12 protein-coding genes are annotated in these 13,848 nt (G+C 48.1%); 1 reads left to right on the top strand and 11 read right to left on the bottom strand.

What is annotated here, in order from left to right:
• Positions 1–302: 302 nt before the first annotated feature.
• The 6 genes from ON16_RS11775 to ON16_RS11750 all read right to left on the bottom strand — a co-directional run bounded on the left by ON16_RS11775 (position 303) and on the right by ON16_RS11750 (position 7,120).
• Positions 303–2,840: an ABC transporter permease gene (locus tag ON16_RS11775; RefSeq protein WP_040662673.1), complete on the bottom strand. Its 2,538-nt coding sequence runs from the start codon at positions 2,838–2,840 to the stop codon at positions 303–305.
• Entirely contained in the window at positions 2,833–3,513 is a 681-nt protein-coding gene (locus tag ON16_RS11770; protein WP_040662671.1) for an ABC transporter ATP-binding protein, read from the bottom strand. The genes ON16_RS11775 and ON16_RS11770 overlap by 8 nt, the downstream gene beginning before the upstream one ends.
• A gap of 114 nt (positions 3,514–3,627) precedes the next feature.
• On the bottom strand, positions 3,628–4,545 hold the full coding sequence (locus ON16_RS11765; protein ID WP_040662668.1) for a sensor histidine kinase: 918 nt from the start codon (positions 4,543–4,545) through the stop codon (positions 3,628–3,630).
• A 1-nt stretch (position 4,546) separates the two neighbouring features.
• Complete coding sequence (locus ON16_RS11760) at positions 4,547–5,224, bottom strand: response regulator transcription factor (protein WP_040662665.1); 678 nt, start codon at positions 5,222–5,224, stop codon at positions 4,547–4,549.
• 367 nt (positions 5,225–5,591) lie between these two features.
• Positions 5,592–6,890 (bottom strand): GGDEF domain-containing protein, encoded by a 1,299-nt coding sequence (locus tag ON16_RS15100; protein ID WP_051131725.1) that lies wholly within the window; start codon positions 6,888–6,890, stop codon positions 5,592–5,594.
• A complete protein-coding gene (locus tag ON16_RS11750) occupies positions 6,887–7,120 on the bottom strand; it encodes a DUF6485 family protein (protein ID WP_040662662.1) in 234 nt (77 codons plus the stop codon). The genes ON16_RS15100 and ON16_RS11750 overlap by 4 nt, the downstream gene beginning before the upstream one ends.
• A 515-nt stretch (positions 7,121–7,635) precedes the next feature.
• On the opposite strand from ON16_RS11750, the gene ON16_RS11745 reads away from it, so the two are divergent.
• Positions 7,636–9,363, top strand: a complete 1,728-nt coding sequence (locus ON16_RS11745) for a methyl-accepting chemotaxis protein (RefSeq protein ID WP_081579681.1) — start codon at positions 7,636–7,638, stop codon at positions 9,361–9,363.
• 330 nt (positions 9,364–9,693) lie between these two features.
• On the opposite strand, the gene ON16_RS11740 is transcribed toward ON16_RS11745, so the two are convergent.
• From ON16_RS11740 to ON16_RS11720, 5 genes are all read right to left on the bottom strand, one after another.
• Positions 9,694–10,374 (bottom strand): GntR family transcriptional regulator, encoded by a 681-nt coding sequence (locus ON16_RS11740; RefSeq protein WP_040662659.1) that lies wholly within the window; start codon positions 10,372–10,374, stop codon positions 9,694–9,696.
• Between the two features lie 112 nt (positions 10,375–10,486).
• Positions 10,487–11,758, bottom strand: a complete 1,272-nt coding sequence (locus ON16_RS11735; RefSeq protein WP_040662654.1) for a TRAP transporter large permease — start codon at positions 11,756–11,758, stop codon at positions 10,487–10,489.
• Positions 11,755–12,288 carry a TRAP transporter small permease gene (locus ON16_RS11730; RefSeq protein ID WP_040662651.1) on the bottom strand — a complete coding sequence of 178 codons (534 nt, stop codon included), beginning with the start codon at positions 12,286–12,288 and terminating at the stop codon, positions 11,755–11,757. The genes ON16_RS11735 and ON16_RS11730 overlap by 4 nt, the downstream gene beginning before the upstream one ends.
• Positions 12,289–12,357: 69 nt before the next feature.
• Entirely contained in the window at positions 12,358–13,410 is a 1,053-nt protein-coding gene (locus ON16_RS11725) for a TRAP transporter substrate-binding protein (protein ID WP_040662648.1), read from the bottom strand.
• A gap of 34 nt (positions 13,411–13,444) precedes the next feature.
• Positions 13,445–13,846 (bottom strand): aconitase X swivel domain-containing protein, encoded by a 402-nt coding sequence (locus ON16_RS11720; RefSeq protein WP_040662645.1) that lies wholly within the window; start codon positions 13,844–13,846, stop codon positions 13,445–13,447.
• Positions 13,847–13,848 lie beyond the last annotated feature (2 nt).

The raw sequence follows: 13,848 nt of genomic DNA, 5'->3' as shown, positions 1-13,848 counted from the left end.
ACACCGTACAAAGAACGCCTAGCGGTTTTGCGCACAGCTCGCATGCATATTCTCCGCCATCTTGCACAGAAACTTTTTGCCATACGTCAGCATTGCGGCAAAATTCCGATACAATCTGACGAAAAATCTGACTGCGCAATCTGCACGCAATCTCTGTGCGGTGTTACCTTAATTTATACCGAGAAGCAGCCAACCCACGAACCGTAAAAAGTTCGTGGGCTGGCTTTCTTATAGAGATTCTTCATTTTTCAGCGGAGGAAACATGCTTTTTATGGCGCACAGTCCGATGCCCGTTTAGCCCATTATTCAGCCTCACGAAGCCGCTCGACAATGCTCTGGCGGTCGGTGATGCCGTACAAAACGAGCGGAACCGCCACGCCGAGCAGAAGCAGCACAGGAACCGCAACAAGCAGCGGCCATACCACCATGCGATAACTCAAAAACCAAAGCTGCGTGCAGATTGACCGCACAACAACCAGCGAAATTACAAGACCAAGCACGAGGGCGCACAGACCCGAAAGCCCTGCATAGTATGTTCCCTCATAGCACAGCATTTTTTTAAGCTGCCGCTTGGTCATTCCAACGCTTTGCAGCATAGCAAACTCTTTTTTTCGTGCAACAATACTGGTAAGTACCGCATTGATGAAATTCAGAATGCCAATCAGCCCAATGATACCTCCAAGCGCACCGCCAACCAAAAGCACAGTGCTTCTCATGCCGCCAAAGGAACTGGCGGTTGTTGCTTTGGATTCGTAATTCATCAGCGGTTCCACGCTGGAGGTATATTCCTCGAGGAAGGTTTCCGCAGCAGCCTCCTGCGGGTCAGCGACATTAAAGGCATAGCTCATCACTGCGGGAACATCAACCAGCGTTTTGTAAATCTCTGCCGGGAGGTAAAAGGTGTAACCCCAATAGGATCTGTCGCTGTTGGTATAGGTCTTTATGGCAACATGCCCAAGAACGGTGAAGGTGTGCGAGGTATCAGTCTGCTCGTCAGGTTTGGATGGGTCGGTTGCACGCCAGTTGTGCAGAACCACGGTGTCGCCCACCTCATAGTGGGCAGTCTCCATCTCCACCCGGCCGTTATCGTCCAGATGGACGCCCTCCAGAATATAATTGCCGCTCAGGAGCTTTTTCAAGTCGATTTCGCCGTCTATTAATTCCAGACGCTCCATAGGGAGCCGTTCTAAACCATAGACCGCGCTATAAATGAACCCTTCCTCAGTTTTGTTAATACTGCCGGTGTCAGCGCTGTTTTCGGCAAAAAACATGTTTTTCCGCCCGCCGTACAGCCGTCCGCCTTTTTCAAAACCGTCCAGAGCCTCCACTGTGGAAATCATTTGCTCGCTCAGCTCGTTCTCTGTGCCGTAAAAGTCATTGTTAAAATAGTCTGCATGGGCAATGAGAAAATCTGTATCGGAGAATTTAGAGAGAAACTTATCCATATCAATGCTGCCGGAAAGCGTAATCACAGTATTGAAAAGCACGATGCTCAGTGACAGGCTGATGACAACCAGAATGGTACGCTTTTTATTCCGTCCCACGTTGGACAACGCCATGCGCCCCATTCTTGCGCCGCTCACGCGCTTCTTGCGCCCGCCTTTGGGCACATCGCTCTCCGTATAGCGCACCGCCTCGATGGGAGAAACCTTGCCGGCCATTCGTCCGGGCTTTAAGGTACTGATGAACACTGTTATGAGGGCGAACAGTGCGGAGCCAATAAAAATGAGCGGATTGGGGGAAACGGAAACGGCGCTGCCGGCATAGCTGGAGTTGCCCATCAGCAGCGGCACAAGCGCTTTGCCGGAAAAGAAACCTAAAAACAGCCCAATGGGGATCCCGACGGCGGACAAAAGCAACGCCTGCCTGCGAATAATGCGGCGCAGTTGACTTGCCGTTGTTCCGATTGTTTTCAGCAAACCATAAAAGCGGATATCCCGCACAATGGAGATTTGAAAGATGTTATAAATAATCAGATAACCGGTGAATACAATCAGCAGCAGCCCGCAGCCAAGCCCCAGAATCGTCCCCGTGTCCAAACCGAAGTTGGTGGAAAGATAAGACCAGTTCACATTGCTGGCGACATAAGTGGGGTCCGTTTCGATGGAAGAAAATCCGCTCTCTGTCAGCAGCTTATCCAACTTCTCCTGCAAATTTGTGCTGTTGGGAAACATGATATAGGCGCTGATTGCCCCAGTCATGGAGTAATCGTCGTAGTAGGTGCATTGCAGTTCATCCAAATGTGCATCCACATAGGCGCGAGAGGCGAATACTTGCCCCACATTAAACGCAGGATCGCTCTCCCACCAGCCGCACAGGACAAAATCCCGCGGGATGGTTTCGCCGCGGATGTTCAGCTCCAGACGGACCGGCGCGCCAAGCTCCAGCGGCACACCCAAAAGCTCCAGCGTTTTGGAATCGGCAATCACTTCGTTTTCCTTCTTCGGAAGATGCCCAACCTTTAGCTCGATAAAGGCCAGCTTGAGGCCGATGACATCATTGTACCAGAACTCGGCGTGGCGTTTGAGAAGCGCCTCGTTGTCCACGCTGTCGCACAATGCCATGTCAAATGCGATTTCCTGAATGGAAGAGTTATCCTTTACCGCATCAAACTGCTCCTGCGTCAAATATTTCAGCATTGCGTGGCCGTCTCCGCCTGCCTGCCGCATTGTTGCTTTTTGCAGGCTTTCCACCGTCCCGATTCCCATGGTGAAAATACTGGTGAAAAGAATGGTCGTGAGCGCAATCGCGATAACGGCAATGATATTGCGGGTCTTGTTGGCGCGAAAACTTTTGGCGGAAAGAGTTGCAACGGCTTTTTTGTTGTTTACCTTAATCATGCTGCCCACCGCCTACGATTTTACCGTCCTCAATGCGGATAATACGGTCGGCAAGCTGCGCAATTTCCTCGTTGTGAGTAATCATCACGATGGTCTGGCTGAATTTCTGACTGGTCACCTTCAAAAGCCCCAGCACGTCCTGACTGGTTTTGCTGTCCAGATTGCCGGTTGGCTCGTCGGCCAGAATGATGGCGGGCTTGGCCGCCAGCGCTCTTGCAATGGCCACGCGCTGCTGCTGTCCGCCGGAGAGATTGTTCGGCAGGTTTTGCAGCTTGCTTTGCAGACCCAGTGTGTCAATAATGCTGTCAAGGTAAGCCTTATCGGGGACGTTGCCGTCAAGCTCAATGGGAAGCACAATGTTTTCATATACATTCAGCACGGGTACTAAGTTGTAGTTTTGAAAAACAAATCCGATTTTTCGGCGGCGAAAAATGGTGAGTGCCTCGTCCTTTAGTGAAAAGATGTCCTTCCTGTCCACCGTGACGCTGCCGGAGGTGGGACGGTCAAGACCGCCCAGCATATGCAGCAGCGTGGACTTTCCACTGCCGGACATTCCTACAATGGCGACAAACTCCCCCTTTTGGACAGTGAAATCCACGCCGTCCAACGCATGAACCGCCGTCTCGCCACTGCCATATATTTTCTTTAACTCCTTGGTTTCCAATATATTCATTTTTTGTTCCTCCAAAAAGAAAGTGTGTACTGCATCTCAACAATACACACTTTAACAGATGAATCTTTCCAGAATCTTTCGACAGGAAAGAAAATCTAACAGTTTTGAAAGATTCTAAGGCTGCAACGGAAGAAAAATAGAGAAACAGGCTCCTTCGCTGGGTCTGGACGACACCTTGATATACCCACCCTGCCCGGAAACGATCTGCCTTGCAAGATACAGCCCGATGCCGACCCCCTCCGCTTCACTCACGTCAGGAGAGCGATAAAATCGGCCGAAAATTTTTGCCTGCTCGTCCTCCACGATGCCAATGCCCGTATCCGCAAGATCAATTCGGCAGAAAAGATGATAGACCGTGGTTGAAACTTGGATGCTTCCACCGCGCGGCGTATACTTCACGGCATTGTCAAGAATGTTGTAGATTGCCTCGCCTGTCCACTTAACGTCAGCGCAGGCGGCGGCGTCTGTTTCCGCGCAATTGATGGTAATTTCCTTTTTTGCCGCCTTAGGCGCAATTTGCGCCAAGACGGTATTCAGCATGGGCTGCACGTTTGAAGGCTTTGGCTGAAGCTGAATCACGCCGGCTTCCAGCCGCGAGGTTTTGACCAGCGCACCGATCAGAAAGCTCAGCTTTTCCGCCTGAGTGTTCAAAGCCGCCACGCAGGGCTGGCTTTCTTCGGGCAGCGTTTGCTCACTTAATAGCTGGGCGTACAGCAGAATGTTTGCAATCGGTGTTTTTGTCTGGTGGGAAATGTCCGCAATCAGTGCCTTGATTTCCTCCTTTTCTTCTTGAAGATTTTGAGCGGATACGGTGGAGGCGGAAAGATAGTGGGCCAGTTTGGTTTCCACTGCCGAAAGCAGGCTCTCATCAAACGTCTTTTCAGAAAAACTACCGTTCATGGCAGCCGTCAGCATGGCATTCATGTGTTCTAAAAGATGCTTTGTTTTCCGGTGATAGGCGAATACAATCACGATGGAGAGCGCAGCTGCCAGCAAAGCAGTTGCCGACAAAATCATTTCAAGGGGTGTCATACTACTTCACCGCCCATGTATAACCCACGCCATAGACGGTTTTGATGTATTGAGGATGGGAGGGGGTATCCTCCAGCTTATCGCGCAAGCGCTTTATGGTAACAGAAAGTGCATTCTCGTCCACATATTCCGCGCCGTCGGTCCAAATGCGGTCAAGGAGCTTGCCGCGCTCCAAGGTGATTCCCTTATTTTCCACCAGAAGCCGCAGCAGCTTCTGTTCTGTTTTGCTCAGTTCTATCGGTGTGGTACCCTTGAAAAATTGCATCTGGTCGAAGGCAAAACAGTAGCAATCCTGCCGGAAGACAGAAGAAGTGCTGTTTTCCAGTTTTCGCAGCTGCGTATTGACTCTTGCACGGAGCACAGCGAGGCTGAAGGGCTTGGTAATGTAGTCATCCGCACCCAGTTCAAGCCCTGTTACAATGTCCGTCTCGGTGTCGTTTGCAGTCAATAGAATGACGGATGTGTCCTGCCTGTCAGACAATTCTCGCAGTAGGTCAAGGCCGCTTCCGTCCGGAAGATTGATATCTAAAATGACCAGTCCGATATGGTGGGCAGCAAGATGATTTTTCGCAGCAAACAGCGAGTGACCTTGCACCACATGGACCTGCGCACTTCGCAGAGCCATTGCAATTCCATTGCTGAGCGCAATATCATCCTCTACCACTAAAATTTCAATCACGCAAGTTGCCTCCCCTCAATTTCAATATGAAACGATTTCCGTGTACGGTACACTTGCTCCGCACTCATTGATAAATGCAAGAGCCTGCTTTTACATTCAGTATACCATGCCGTTTCCAGCCTGTTCAAGCGACTTGATTTATGCTGCACGGAATCGACGAAAATAAAATTCAACCGCCCTTTTGAGAGGGGCTGTGCAAAAGACCGATGAACCATTGTAAGCGGTTCTTGGACGTGAGCCTGCATACGGTAAAATCTAAACGGCCAAATTGACCGCTTGCGAGAACGGCTTGGAAACACAGTTCCGATTCAGGAGCATGGAGAAATCCTCTCCGCGCGAAAGAGGCGATGCGGATGCTTTTTGCCAGTCAATTCGCAATGCTTTTCATTTTATTCTTATCATTATACATATCAAAATCCGCGAGCTTTAGCAGCTCGTCCACGTTAAACTTTCCAGATGCATAGGCACACCCATGCGCCATTGAGCAAACAACGCCCGCCTGATTTAAAATGCCCAAATTTTTCTTCCATTTCTCAACAATCTCCAAGAACTCGCCCTTTGCCATATCGCAGCAAATTACTAAAAATTCATCGCCCCCCATTCGGTATCCATGAACCTTTTCCCCTGTAATGGACCGAATGCTTTTTGCCGCTTTCTGGATTAGCGTGTCTCCTGCTGCGTGGCCTTCGATGTCGTTTGTGCGTTTCAGAAAATTGACATCAAAGCTAATGACGCCGATAGAGGAACTTTTACTGTATTCGTCATACATATTATGAAATTTTCGTTTGTTATAAAGCTTTGTCATGGCGTCATGCTCCGCGTCCCAACTTGCTTTTTTGGAAAAGTCAATATATTTTCGCAATTCTGACAGCATGACTTTGATAGAAGAATACAGCAGATACACCTCGTCGTTGCCCTGAAGTGTCACCTCCCGAATTTCAAATTTTTCTACGGCGTAGTCCAGCTCTTTTACTGCCGAAGTAACCTTTTCAAGCGGGTTAATTACAATGCGGTACATCAGAAAAATAAAGGCCCCTATGATTATCGCAAAAATCCCAACAAATGAAAGCAAATACACCTGCATGGAACTCAGCATTTGCGCAGTAATGCTCTTTGTCGCCACACCGATTCCGATATCTCCAACAACATTGCTCTGCTTATCATACACGGCAGTCAGAACCACAAAGGTGTTATGGGTTTTATCACTAAAAAAATAGCTGCCTTCCTCTGCCCAAAATTCCGCATCTTCTTCTGGAATCAGCGCGACAGTTCCAGCTTCTTTCGTGTAATTGATTGCATTATCTGTGTTGACAAGCCAGTAGAGTTCATTTTCATCACCTTTTAGCGTGATATGTATATATTCGATGGATTGAAAATTTGTAATATATTTTTGAACCTCATGGTGAAGCTGCTGGTATCCCTCTGCCGAAAAATCCTTTTCAGTAACAATCTCTTTCCACTGCGCCACGGGAAGCGCTTCGATAGACATGGATATTGTCCTTGCCAGTGAGTGGACGTTTTCCTCGAAATTCTGATATGTAACACGCTGAAGATTCTTGTAGATGAAAAACATGCTGATTGCAAGCAAAACGGCAAATACACTGACCAAAGCCAGTAGTATTTTTTGCTTAATGGAAATAAAGCGTTTTTCTCTTGCTTTTTTCATGGCTGCCCTTCCTTTGAGGCAAGCTCCTTCAGGTACAGTTTAACAAAACCGTTGATTGAGAAGTCTTCGATTCCCGATAGATCATCTTTCACCAGATGGAAAAAGCAACCGGGAATTTCACCTTGCTTCAAATTCTTTTGCACACAGAGGTCACATCCTTGATCGTGGTTGATTGGATTCAACTTACACTCGATATCTCTGCAGGTGCAGAAATGCTTTCTTTTTTCCATATTTAACCCCTCCGCAATAGATGGTCTTATCCGCTGGTTTTTCAACTTTTAAAGCAGATATGCACGTATCGCCTTTTTATTGCATAATACAGTTTTTGTTATTATAACGGATAGCAAACGTTCTTTCAATACAAACGGATAGTTGATTTGTTTCGCTCATCCAATTCTTGCATCGGCCTGTATACCAAGGCTTTTTATAGGATGCCAGATCTCCTATCTGTCATGGTTTTGCCTTTTGTAAATCAGGTATTACAGGCAAGAGGCCTAACAAAAAGATGTGGGAAATATAAGAGAGATTGTGTAAGCGTTTCTTGCCAATTCGGCTTTATTTTTTGATGTTTCCTTAAGATGGTCGCATTTTTTTCGCTTTATTTGTTCTCAATAAGCACGACATTTCAGTGTACTTTACAAAAAACAAATATCATAATATAATGTGTATCCATAACTTTGTCGCATAATTTGCTGGCAAAGGGTGTGCTACATGAAAACAGAGAGATATTGTAGGAGGATATACTATGGAGAGAAAAAAGTCGTTAGCATCATCCAAAAATAAAACAATGAAGCAATCCACAGCCGTAAAAATATTGAGTGGAATTTCAATATTGTCAATTATCCTTGTTTTCGTTATGCTTCTATGGAACAGGAGTTCAAGCAATCGTTTTGACGTTGTTTTAGAAAATAAAGACGCCCTGATAACGAGTGCCGAACGATTTGAGACAGCTTCCGCTAATTTGACACGGGAGGCTCGTTCCTATGCGGCCACGGCGCATAAAGAGCACTACGATAACTATTGGAAAGAAGTAGATACCGATAAAAACAGGGAACAGGCGCTCTCTGCTATGCGTACAATTGGGATTACCGAGGAAGAAGAAGCCATGATTAGCGAAATGGCCGTTCTTTCCAACAACTTAGTTCCGTTGGAAGAGCAAGCCATGACACTGGCTAGTAGAGGAAACACAGCCGAGGCAATTTCGCTTTTATACAGTGACCAGTACGAGGGCAGTGTATCACAGATAAACGCTATCTCGACAGATTTTAATACTTCTATTGAAAATAGAATGCAAGAAAAGCTGGATTCTCTAAGCAATATTATCGACATGTCTTTTTATGCGGTGTTTTTCTGCCTGCTTGTGGTGGGGATCATCCAAATGAGTATTATCTTGTATGTTAACAAGCGCATTATTTCTCCGATATTGGCAATTAAAGAAAATATGCTGCAAATGGCGCAGGGAAATCTTGATACCGCCCTCTTTGTGGAGGCGGACCAAACAGAAATTGGTCAGCTAAGTTTTGCCGTAAAGGATACCAAAGAACGCACAGGGCGTATTATTGATGACATTGGATATGTGATGAAGGAACTTGCGGAAGGCAATTTTACTGTGGAATCAAAGTGCGAGGATACCTACATTGGGGCGTATCAGCCGATTTTGAACTCTATGAAAATACTGAAAGAAAAGCAAGGAGATACTCTTTCCAAAATCGGAATAGCGGCAAACCAAGTTTCCTGCAGCTCGGAGCAGGTTTCAAGCGGCGCTCAGGCTTTGGCACAAGGTGCAACGGAGCAGGCTTCCTCGATTGAAGAACTGTCCGGTGCTATTTCTGACATCAGCAATGAAATTAAAGCAAATACACAGCGCGTTATAGACACGACCCAACTTGTGGAAAATACCGGGGAAGAAATGATTGCTGGCAATGAAAAAATGACCGAAATGGTTTTGGCCATGAAAGAAATCAGTGAGAAATCCGCTCAAATTTCAAACATTATTAAAACCATAGATGATATTGCATTTCAAACCAACATTCTTGCTCTGAATGCGGCGGTAGAGGCCGCCCGTGCGGGAAGCGCGGGAAAGGGCTTTGCTGTTGTCGCAGATGAAGTAAGAAACCTTGCGTCAAAATCATCTGAGGCAGCAAAAAGCACTACCGATTTAATTGCCGACTCCATCTCAGCGGTAGAAAAGGGTTCCATTCTTGCAGATGAAACGGCTGAAAGACTTAAGTCTGTTGTAGGGAATACGGAAGAGATTGTTCAGACTATCAAGAAAATCGAAACTGCATCGGAACAACAATCTGCCGGAGTGGCACAGATAGCAACCGGCATCGATCAAATTTCCAGTGTTGTGCAGACAAACAGTGCTACCGCAGAGGAAAGCGCGGCAGCCAGCGAGGAATTATCAGGACAGGCAAATATGCTGAAATCCTTGGTGGCGCAATTTAAGTTGTATGATACAGCATCCCTGTAAGAAAAGCGGCCAACCCTGAGTTGCCTTCCCCATGGAGCCGCATTTGAAGTGTTTGATCGAAATGCAGACGATCAGAAATCATTTCCATTTTCTATCTTATGAATCAGAGAGCGGGGGAGCGGCTTGCCCGCGAAATAACGGGGCCGATGGGTGAGCGCATTCAGTAGAGGCTGATTCAGGAAATGACGCAGGATTCTTGATGCCAGAACAAAACGCCTATCGTATCCTCTTCCAGCGGCAGAGGATACGATAGGCGTTCTGGGTAGACAGGGGACGAACGGCAACCAGTGCAGACAATGCAGTCTAGGGCAACACCGCACAGAGATTGCCCTAGAGTTCCAGATGCTTTAGCAGGAGGTCAAGCGACCAGCTGAGATGCTTTTCAAGATTATCCTGCAGCTTTTTCAGGTCCCGCTGCTCCAAATATTTCAGCAGGTTCAAATGCTGTCTGGTGCTGTCCTCTAAATCCAGAGAGACATGGAAAGATAGCCGCCGGTAACGATCCACGTTGAAGTAGATCTGTTCCATCAGCAATTCAATATACTTATTATTGGAGCGCTGGATAATCAGGTCATGGAATTGCCCATCAATCTGGCTGAAATCTATACTTTTGATTTTCTCTCCGCTCTGCCGTCTCCGTAACAGATCCTCGAGATTTTTACGCACCTCTTGAATTTCCTCATCCGTGATTTGATAGATTGAGGTTTCGCAGGCCATCAACTCCATGGCTTTTCTGACCTCATAGATATCCTTGACATCCTTAGCCGTCAAAGGCTTCAGAAAAGTTCCGATTCCCTTTCTGATTTCAACCAGTCCCTCCGCCTGAAGTCGGCGAATCGCCTCTCTCACCGGGGTCCGGCTCATATGGAAATAATCTGCAAGCTGGTTCTCACTCAGCAACTCACCGGGTCCAATTTCCTCATTGCTGATCAGTTCCTTAATTCCATCATAGGCCACCTGTGCGTAGCTAGGCTTGTCCGCTTTTTTTACCAGTGCACCATACGTACTCACACTATACACCTCACTTCAAGGTAACCTGAGTAATAGGTTTATTTTAACATTAAAAAGGGTGCCTGTCCAGCATGACAGGCACCCTTTTACCCATATTGCCGTTTCTAATTTTTTATTTCACAAACATTTCGGTCAAAAAAGGCACATAGGTGATAAGCAGCAGCACAACCAGAAGGGCCAGCAGAGGCTTAAGTATCTTTTTTGTCATGTCTTCAATTGGAACCTTGGAGATAGAGGACGCAACAAACAGGTTGATGCCATAGGGAGGGCTGCAGAAACCGATGGCCAGGTTCATGGTCAGCATAATACCAAAGGTGACCGGGTGCATACCCACCCCAATGCAGATGGGGAGCAGGATGGGGGACAGAATAATGGTCGCCGGGATATTGTCGATGAACATGCCAACAACCAGCAGGAAAATATTAATAATCAGCAGGATCATAAACTTGTTGTCGGTAATGCCAAGAATAAGGTTGGCAACCATGGTGGGAATCTGAGCCATGGTCAGGAAGGCCGCAAACACGGTGGAGAAGCCCACCATGAAGGTGGTAGAACCGTTGACCACAATAGCGTCCTTAAACGCCTTATAGGCGCCCTTGATGTTCAGCTCTTTGTAGACAAACACGCCCACGATGAAGGAGTATACCACGGAGATCACAGCGGCCTCAGTGGGCGTAAACTTGCCCGAATAAATACCGCCTAGGATGATAACGGGAGAGAGGATTGCCCAGAAGGCATCCTTGAATGCAATCCATATCTCACGCAGGCTGGAAGCATGATCCTTACCGCCATAGCCATTCTTCTTGGAAACTAAGTAGCAGACCACCATCAGGGCAGCGCCCATCATGATGCCGGGCAGGAAACCGGCGGTAAACAGATCGGTAATAGAAGTACCGGACACCACACCGTAAATCACAAAGGGAATGGACGGCGGGATAATCACACCGATGGTTCCCGCGGCAGCTGTCAGAGCTGCGCTGAAGGACTTGCTGTATCCATGATTCACCATCTCGGGGATCATGAAAGCGCCCACAGCGGAAACGGTAGCCACGGCAGAACCAGAGATTGCGGCAAAGAACATGCACACGATAATGGTTACCATGCCCAAGCCACCGGTCAGATGTCCCACCAGAGAATCGAAGAAGTTGACCAGCCGCTTGGCGATACCGCCGCCGCTCATCAAGTTGCCAGCCAGCATAAAGAACGGGATGGCCAGAAGAGGGAAGGAATCCACGCCGGTGATCGCCTTCTGCGCAATGATGACCAGAGGGATATCAGAGAAAAAATAAATTGCAATCAGGCTTGAAAGACCAATGGCATAGCCAATGGGGACGGTCAACAGAAGCAGTACGAAAAAGCTTCCAAACAGTACGGCTGCACTCATGTGTTCATACCGCCTTTCTCAGACTCGTCAGGCTGGGGTCCAAATAAATTCTTGATATCCACCCATAGCACACTCAACAGCCGCACACAAACCAGTATGGATGCGATGGGGAATATGGAATAGACATAGGTAAGCGGCAGTCCCAATCCAGAGGATACTGCGTGTCTAGCGGCCATAGACTGCATAAGCTCCCATCCATTGACGGCCATATAGCCGCAGAACAGGAACCAAATCATGTCCGCCAAGAAACTGATAAAAGCCTGAACTCGTTTGTTCTTTAGAAAGGAGAAGATCAGGGTCACTCGAATATGCTCATTATACTTCAAGGCAATGCTGCTACCCAGCCAAATTTGCCAGATAAAAATATACCGCGCCAGTTCTTCGGACCAGGTAAGGGAATTTTTGCTCAAGCGCATGATGACTTGCACAAACACCAACAGTACATTGACGATCAGACTTCCGACCAGAAGGTATTCCTCCGCGTGGTCGTAAAAACTGCGGATTCTTCCCAATAAAGCTTTTTTCTCCATGTCAAAGCTCCTTCACATATGTTCCGGCGGGACGGTCCGCAGACCGGACCGCCCCGCCGAGCGCTCTGATTACTTGTTGTATTTATCAGCCATGTCGAAAAGTTCGTTGCCAAACTCGCCTCTGTACTTCTCGTACATGGGGGCCAGAGCGGCCTTGAACTCATTCTTCTGGTCGTCGCTCAAGTAGTTGACTTCCATGCCTTCTTCCTCGAGCTTCTTCACATAGAGGTCGGTGTCCTTCAGCTCCATGGCACGCTGTTCCTTGACAAATTCCGCGGCGGCCTCGCTCACAATTGTCTGCTGCTCGGCAGTCAGCTTGTTGTCAAAGAAGTCCTTGTTCATGATGAAACCCAGGAAGTTGTTGACGTGCTCGGTGACACTCAGGTACTTCTGGACCTCCTGAAACTTAGTGGCGTATATCAGGGAGGGGGGATTCTCCTGACCGTCAACGGTGTGCTGCTGCAAGCCGGTGAACAGCTCGCTAAAGCTCATGGGGGTGGCGCTGGCGCCCAGAGTGTTGAAGAAGTCGATAAAGACCTGATTCTCCATCACGCGCATCTTCAGGCCCTTTAGGTCGTCAGGGCAGGTGATGGGGCGGGCACTGTTGGTCATGCTTCTCAGGCCGTTGTAGGAGTAGCCCAAGCTGTGAATGCCCACGTTCTCCAACTGCTGATTGAAGTATTCGCCCAGATCGCCGTCCATAGCAGCGAAGGACTGCTCGGCGTTGTTGAAGAGCCAAGGCATGTCCATGATGCCGAATCTGGCATCATAGGCGACTAAGACGGAGGTGGAGGGCAGAGCGGCCTCCAGAGTACCCATGGCCACGGACTCGGTAAGTTCGCTGTCGCCGCCCAGTGAGCTGTTGGGATGGATGACAACCTGAATGCTGCCGTTAGAATTCTTTTCCACAGGTTCCTTGAAATACTTCACCAAAGCCTGATGGGTAGAGCGGTCCTCCGCCTCCACATGGCCAATGTCGATCGTTACAACGGAGGAACTGTCGGTATTCTCCTGACCCGCATTCGCAGGCCCCTTGTTGCCAGAGTTTCGGCCACAGGCAGTCAAGCTCATACTCATAACGCTGGCCAAGGCGAGAGCAGTCAATCTCTTAGCAAACTTCATAGCATTGCATTCCTTCCTAATATGTAATTGTTGTTTACAGAATTTCGATCACACCATTATTTGCATCCACGCGTACACGGTCGCCATCCTGAACCGTCTCATAGAACTCGGGACTCACCTTGTCCACCATGGGAACCTCCATGATGATGGCGCTGGACACCAGAACCGTCTCCGGGAACTGCACCACCATGGCGGCGGGCATGTTCTTGTGCATATTAAGCTGAAACAGGCCGTCAGCCTGAACCACGGAACTTCCCTTGCCGCCGGGGAAAATCAGGATTTTGTTGGCGACAGATTTGCCCTCCAAGTCATGAGCCTTCTCGATGACGTCGCCCGTTTCGGGATTCATCAGATAAAACATGATGTGGTCCTTGGAGACAATCGCCTCCGCCTCCACGCAGCCTTCGGAAATCTTATGACAATTGAACTTTTTCATGG

It is taken from the genome of Oscillibacter ruminantium GH1 (assembly GCF_000307265.1).
Taxonomy (GTDB): domain Bacteria; phylum Bacillota; class Clostridia; order Oscillospirales; family Oscillospiraceae; genus Oscillibacter; species Oscillibacter ruminantium.
This window is presented reverse-complemented; position numbering and strand designations above follow the sequence as displayed.

Coding starts and splice junctions, on each gene's coding strand:
- ON16_RS11725 (WP_040662648.1), bottom strand. CDS start 13,410: ATGAAGTTTGCTAAGAGATTGACTGCTCTCGCCTTGGCCAGCGTTATG.
- ON16_RS11750 (WP_040662662.1), bottom strand. CDS start 7,120: ATGGAAAAAAGAAAGCATTTCTGCACCTGCAGAGATATCGAGTGTAAG.
- ON16_RS11765 (WP_040662668.1), bottom strand. CDS start 4,545: ATGACACCCCTTGAAATGATTTTGTCGGCAACTGCTTTGCTGGCAGCT.
- ON16_RS11730 (WP_040662651.1), bottom strand. CDS start 12,288: ATGGAGAAAAAAGCTTTATTGGGAAGAATCCGCAGTTTTTACGACCAC.
- ON16_RS11735 (WP_040662654.1), bottom strand. CDS start 11,758: ATGAGTGCAGCCGTACTGTTTGGAAGCTTTTTCGTACTGCTTCTGTTG.
- ON16_RS11745 (WP_081579681.1), top strand. CDS start 7,636: ATGGAGAGAAAAAAGTCGTTAGCATCATCCAAAAATAAAACAATGAAG.
- ON16_RS11775 (WP_040662673.1), bottom strand. CDS start 2,840: ATGATTAAGGTAAACAACAAAAAAGCCGTTGCAACTCTTTCCGCCAAA.
- ON16_RS11770 (WP_040662671.1), bottom strand. CDS start 3,513: ATGAATATATTGGAAACCAAGGAGTTAAAGAAAATATATGGCAGTGGC.
- ON16_RS11720 (WP_040662645.1), bottom strand. CDS start 13,846: ATGAAAAAGTTCAATTGTCATAAGATTTCCGAAGGCTGCGTGGAGGCG.
- ON16_RS15100 (WP_051131725.1), bottom strand. CDS start 6,890: ATGAAAAAAGCAAGAGAAAAACGCTTTATTTCCATTAAGCAAAAAATA.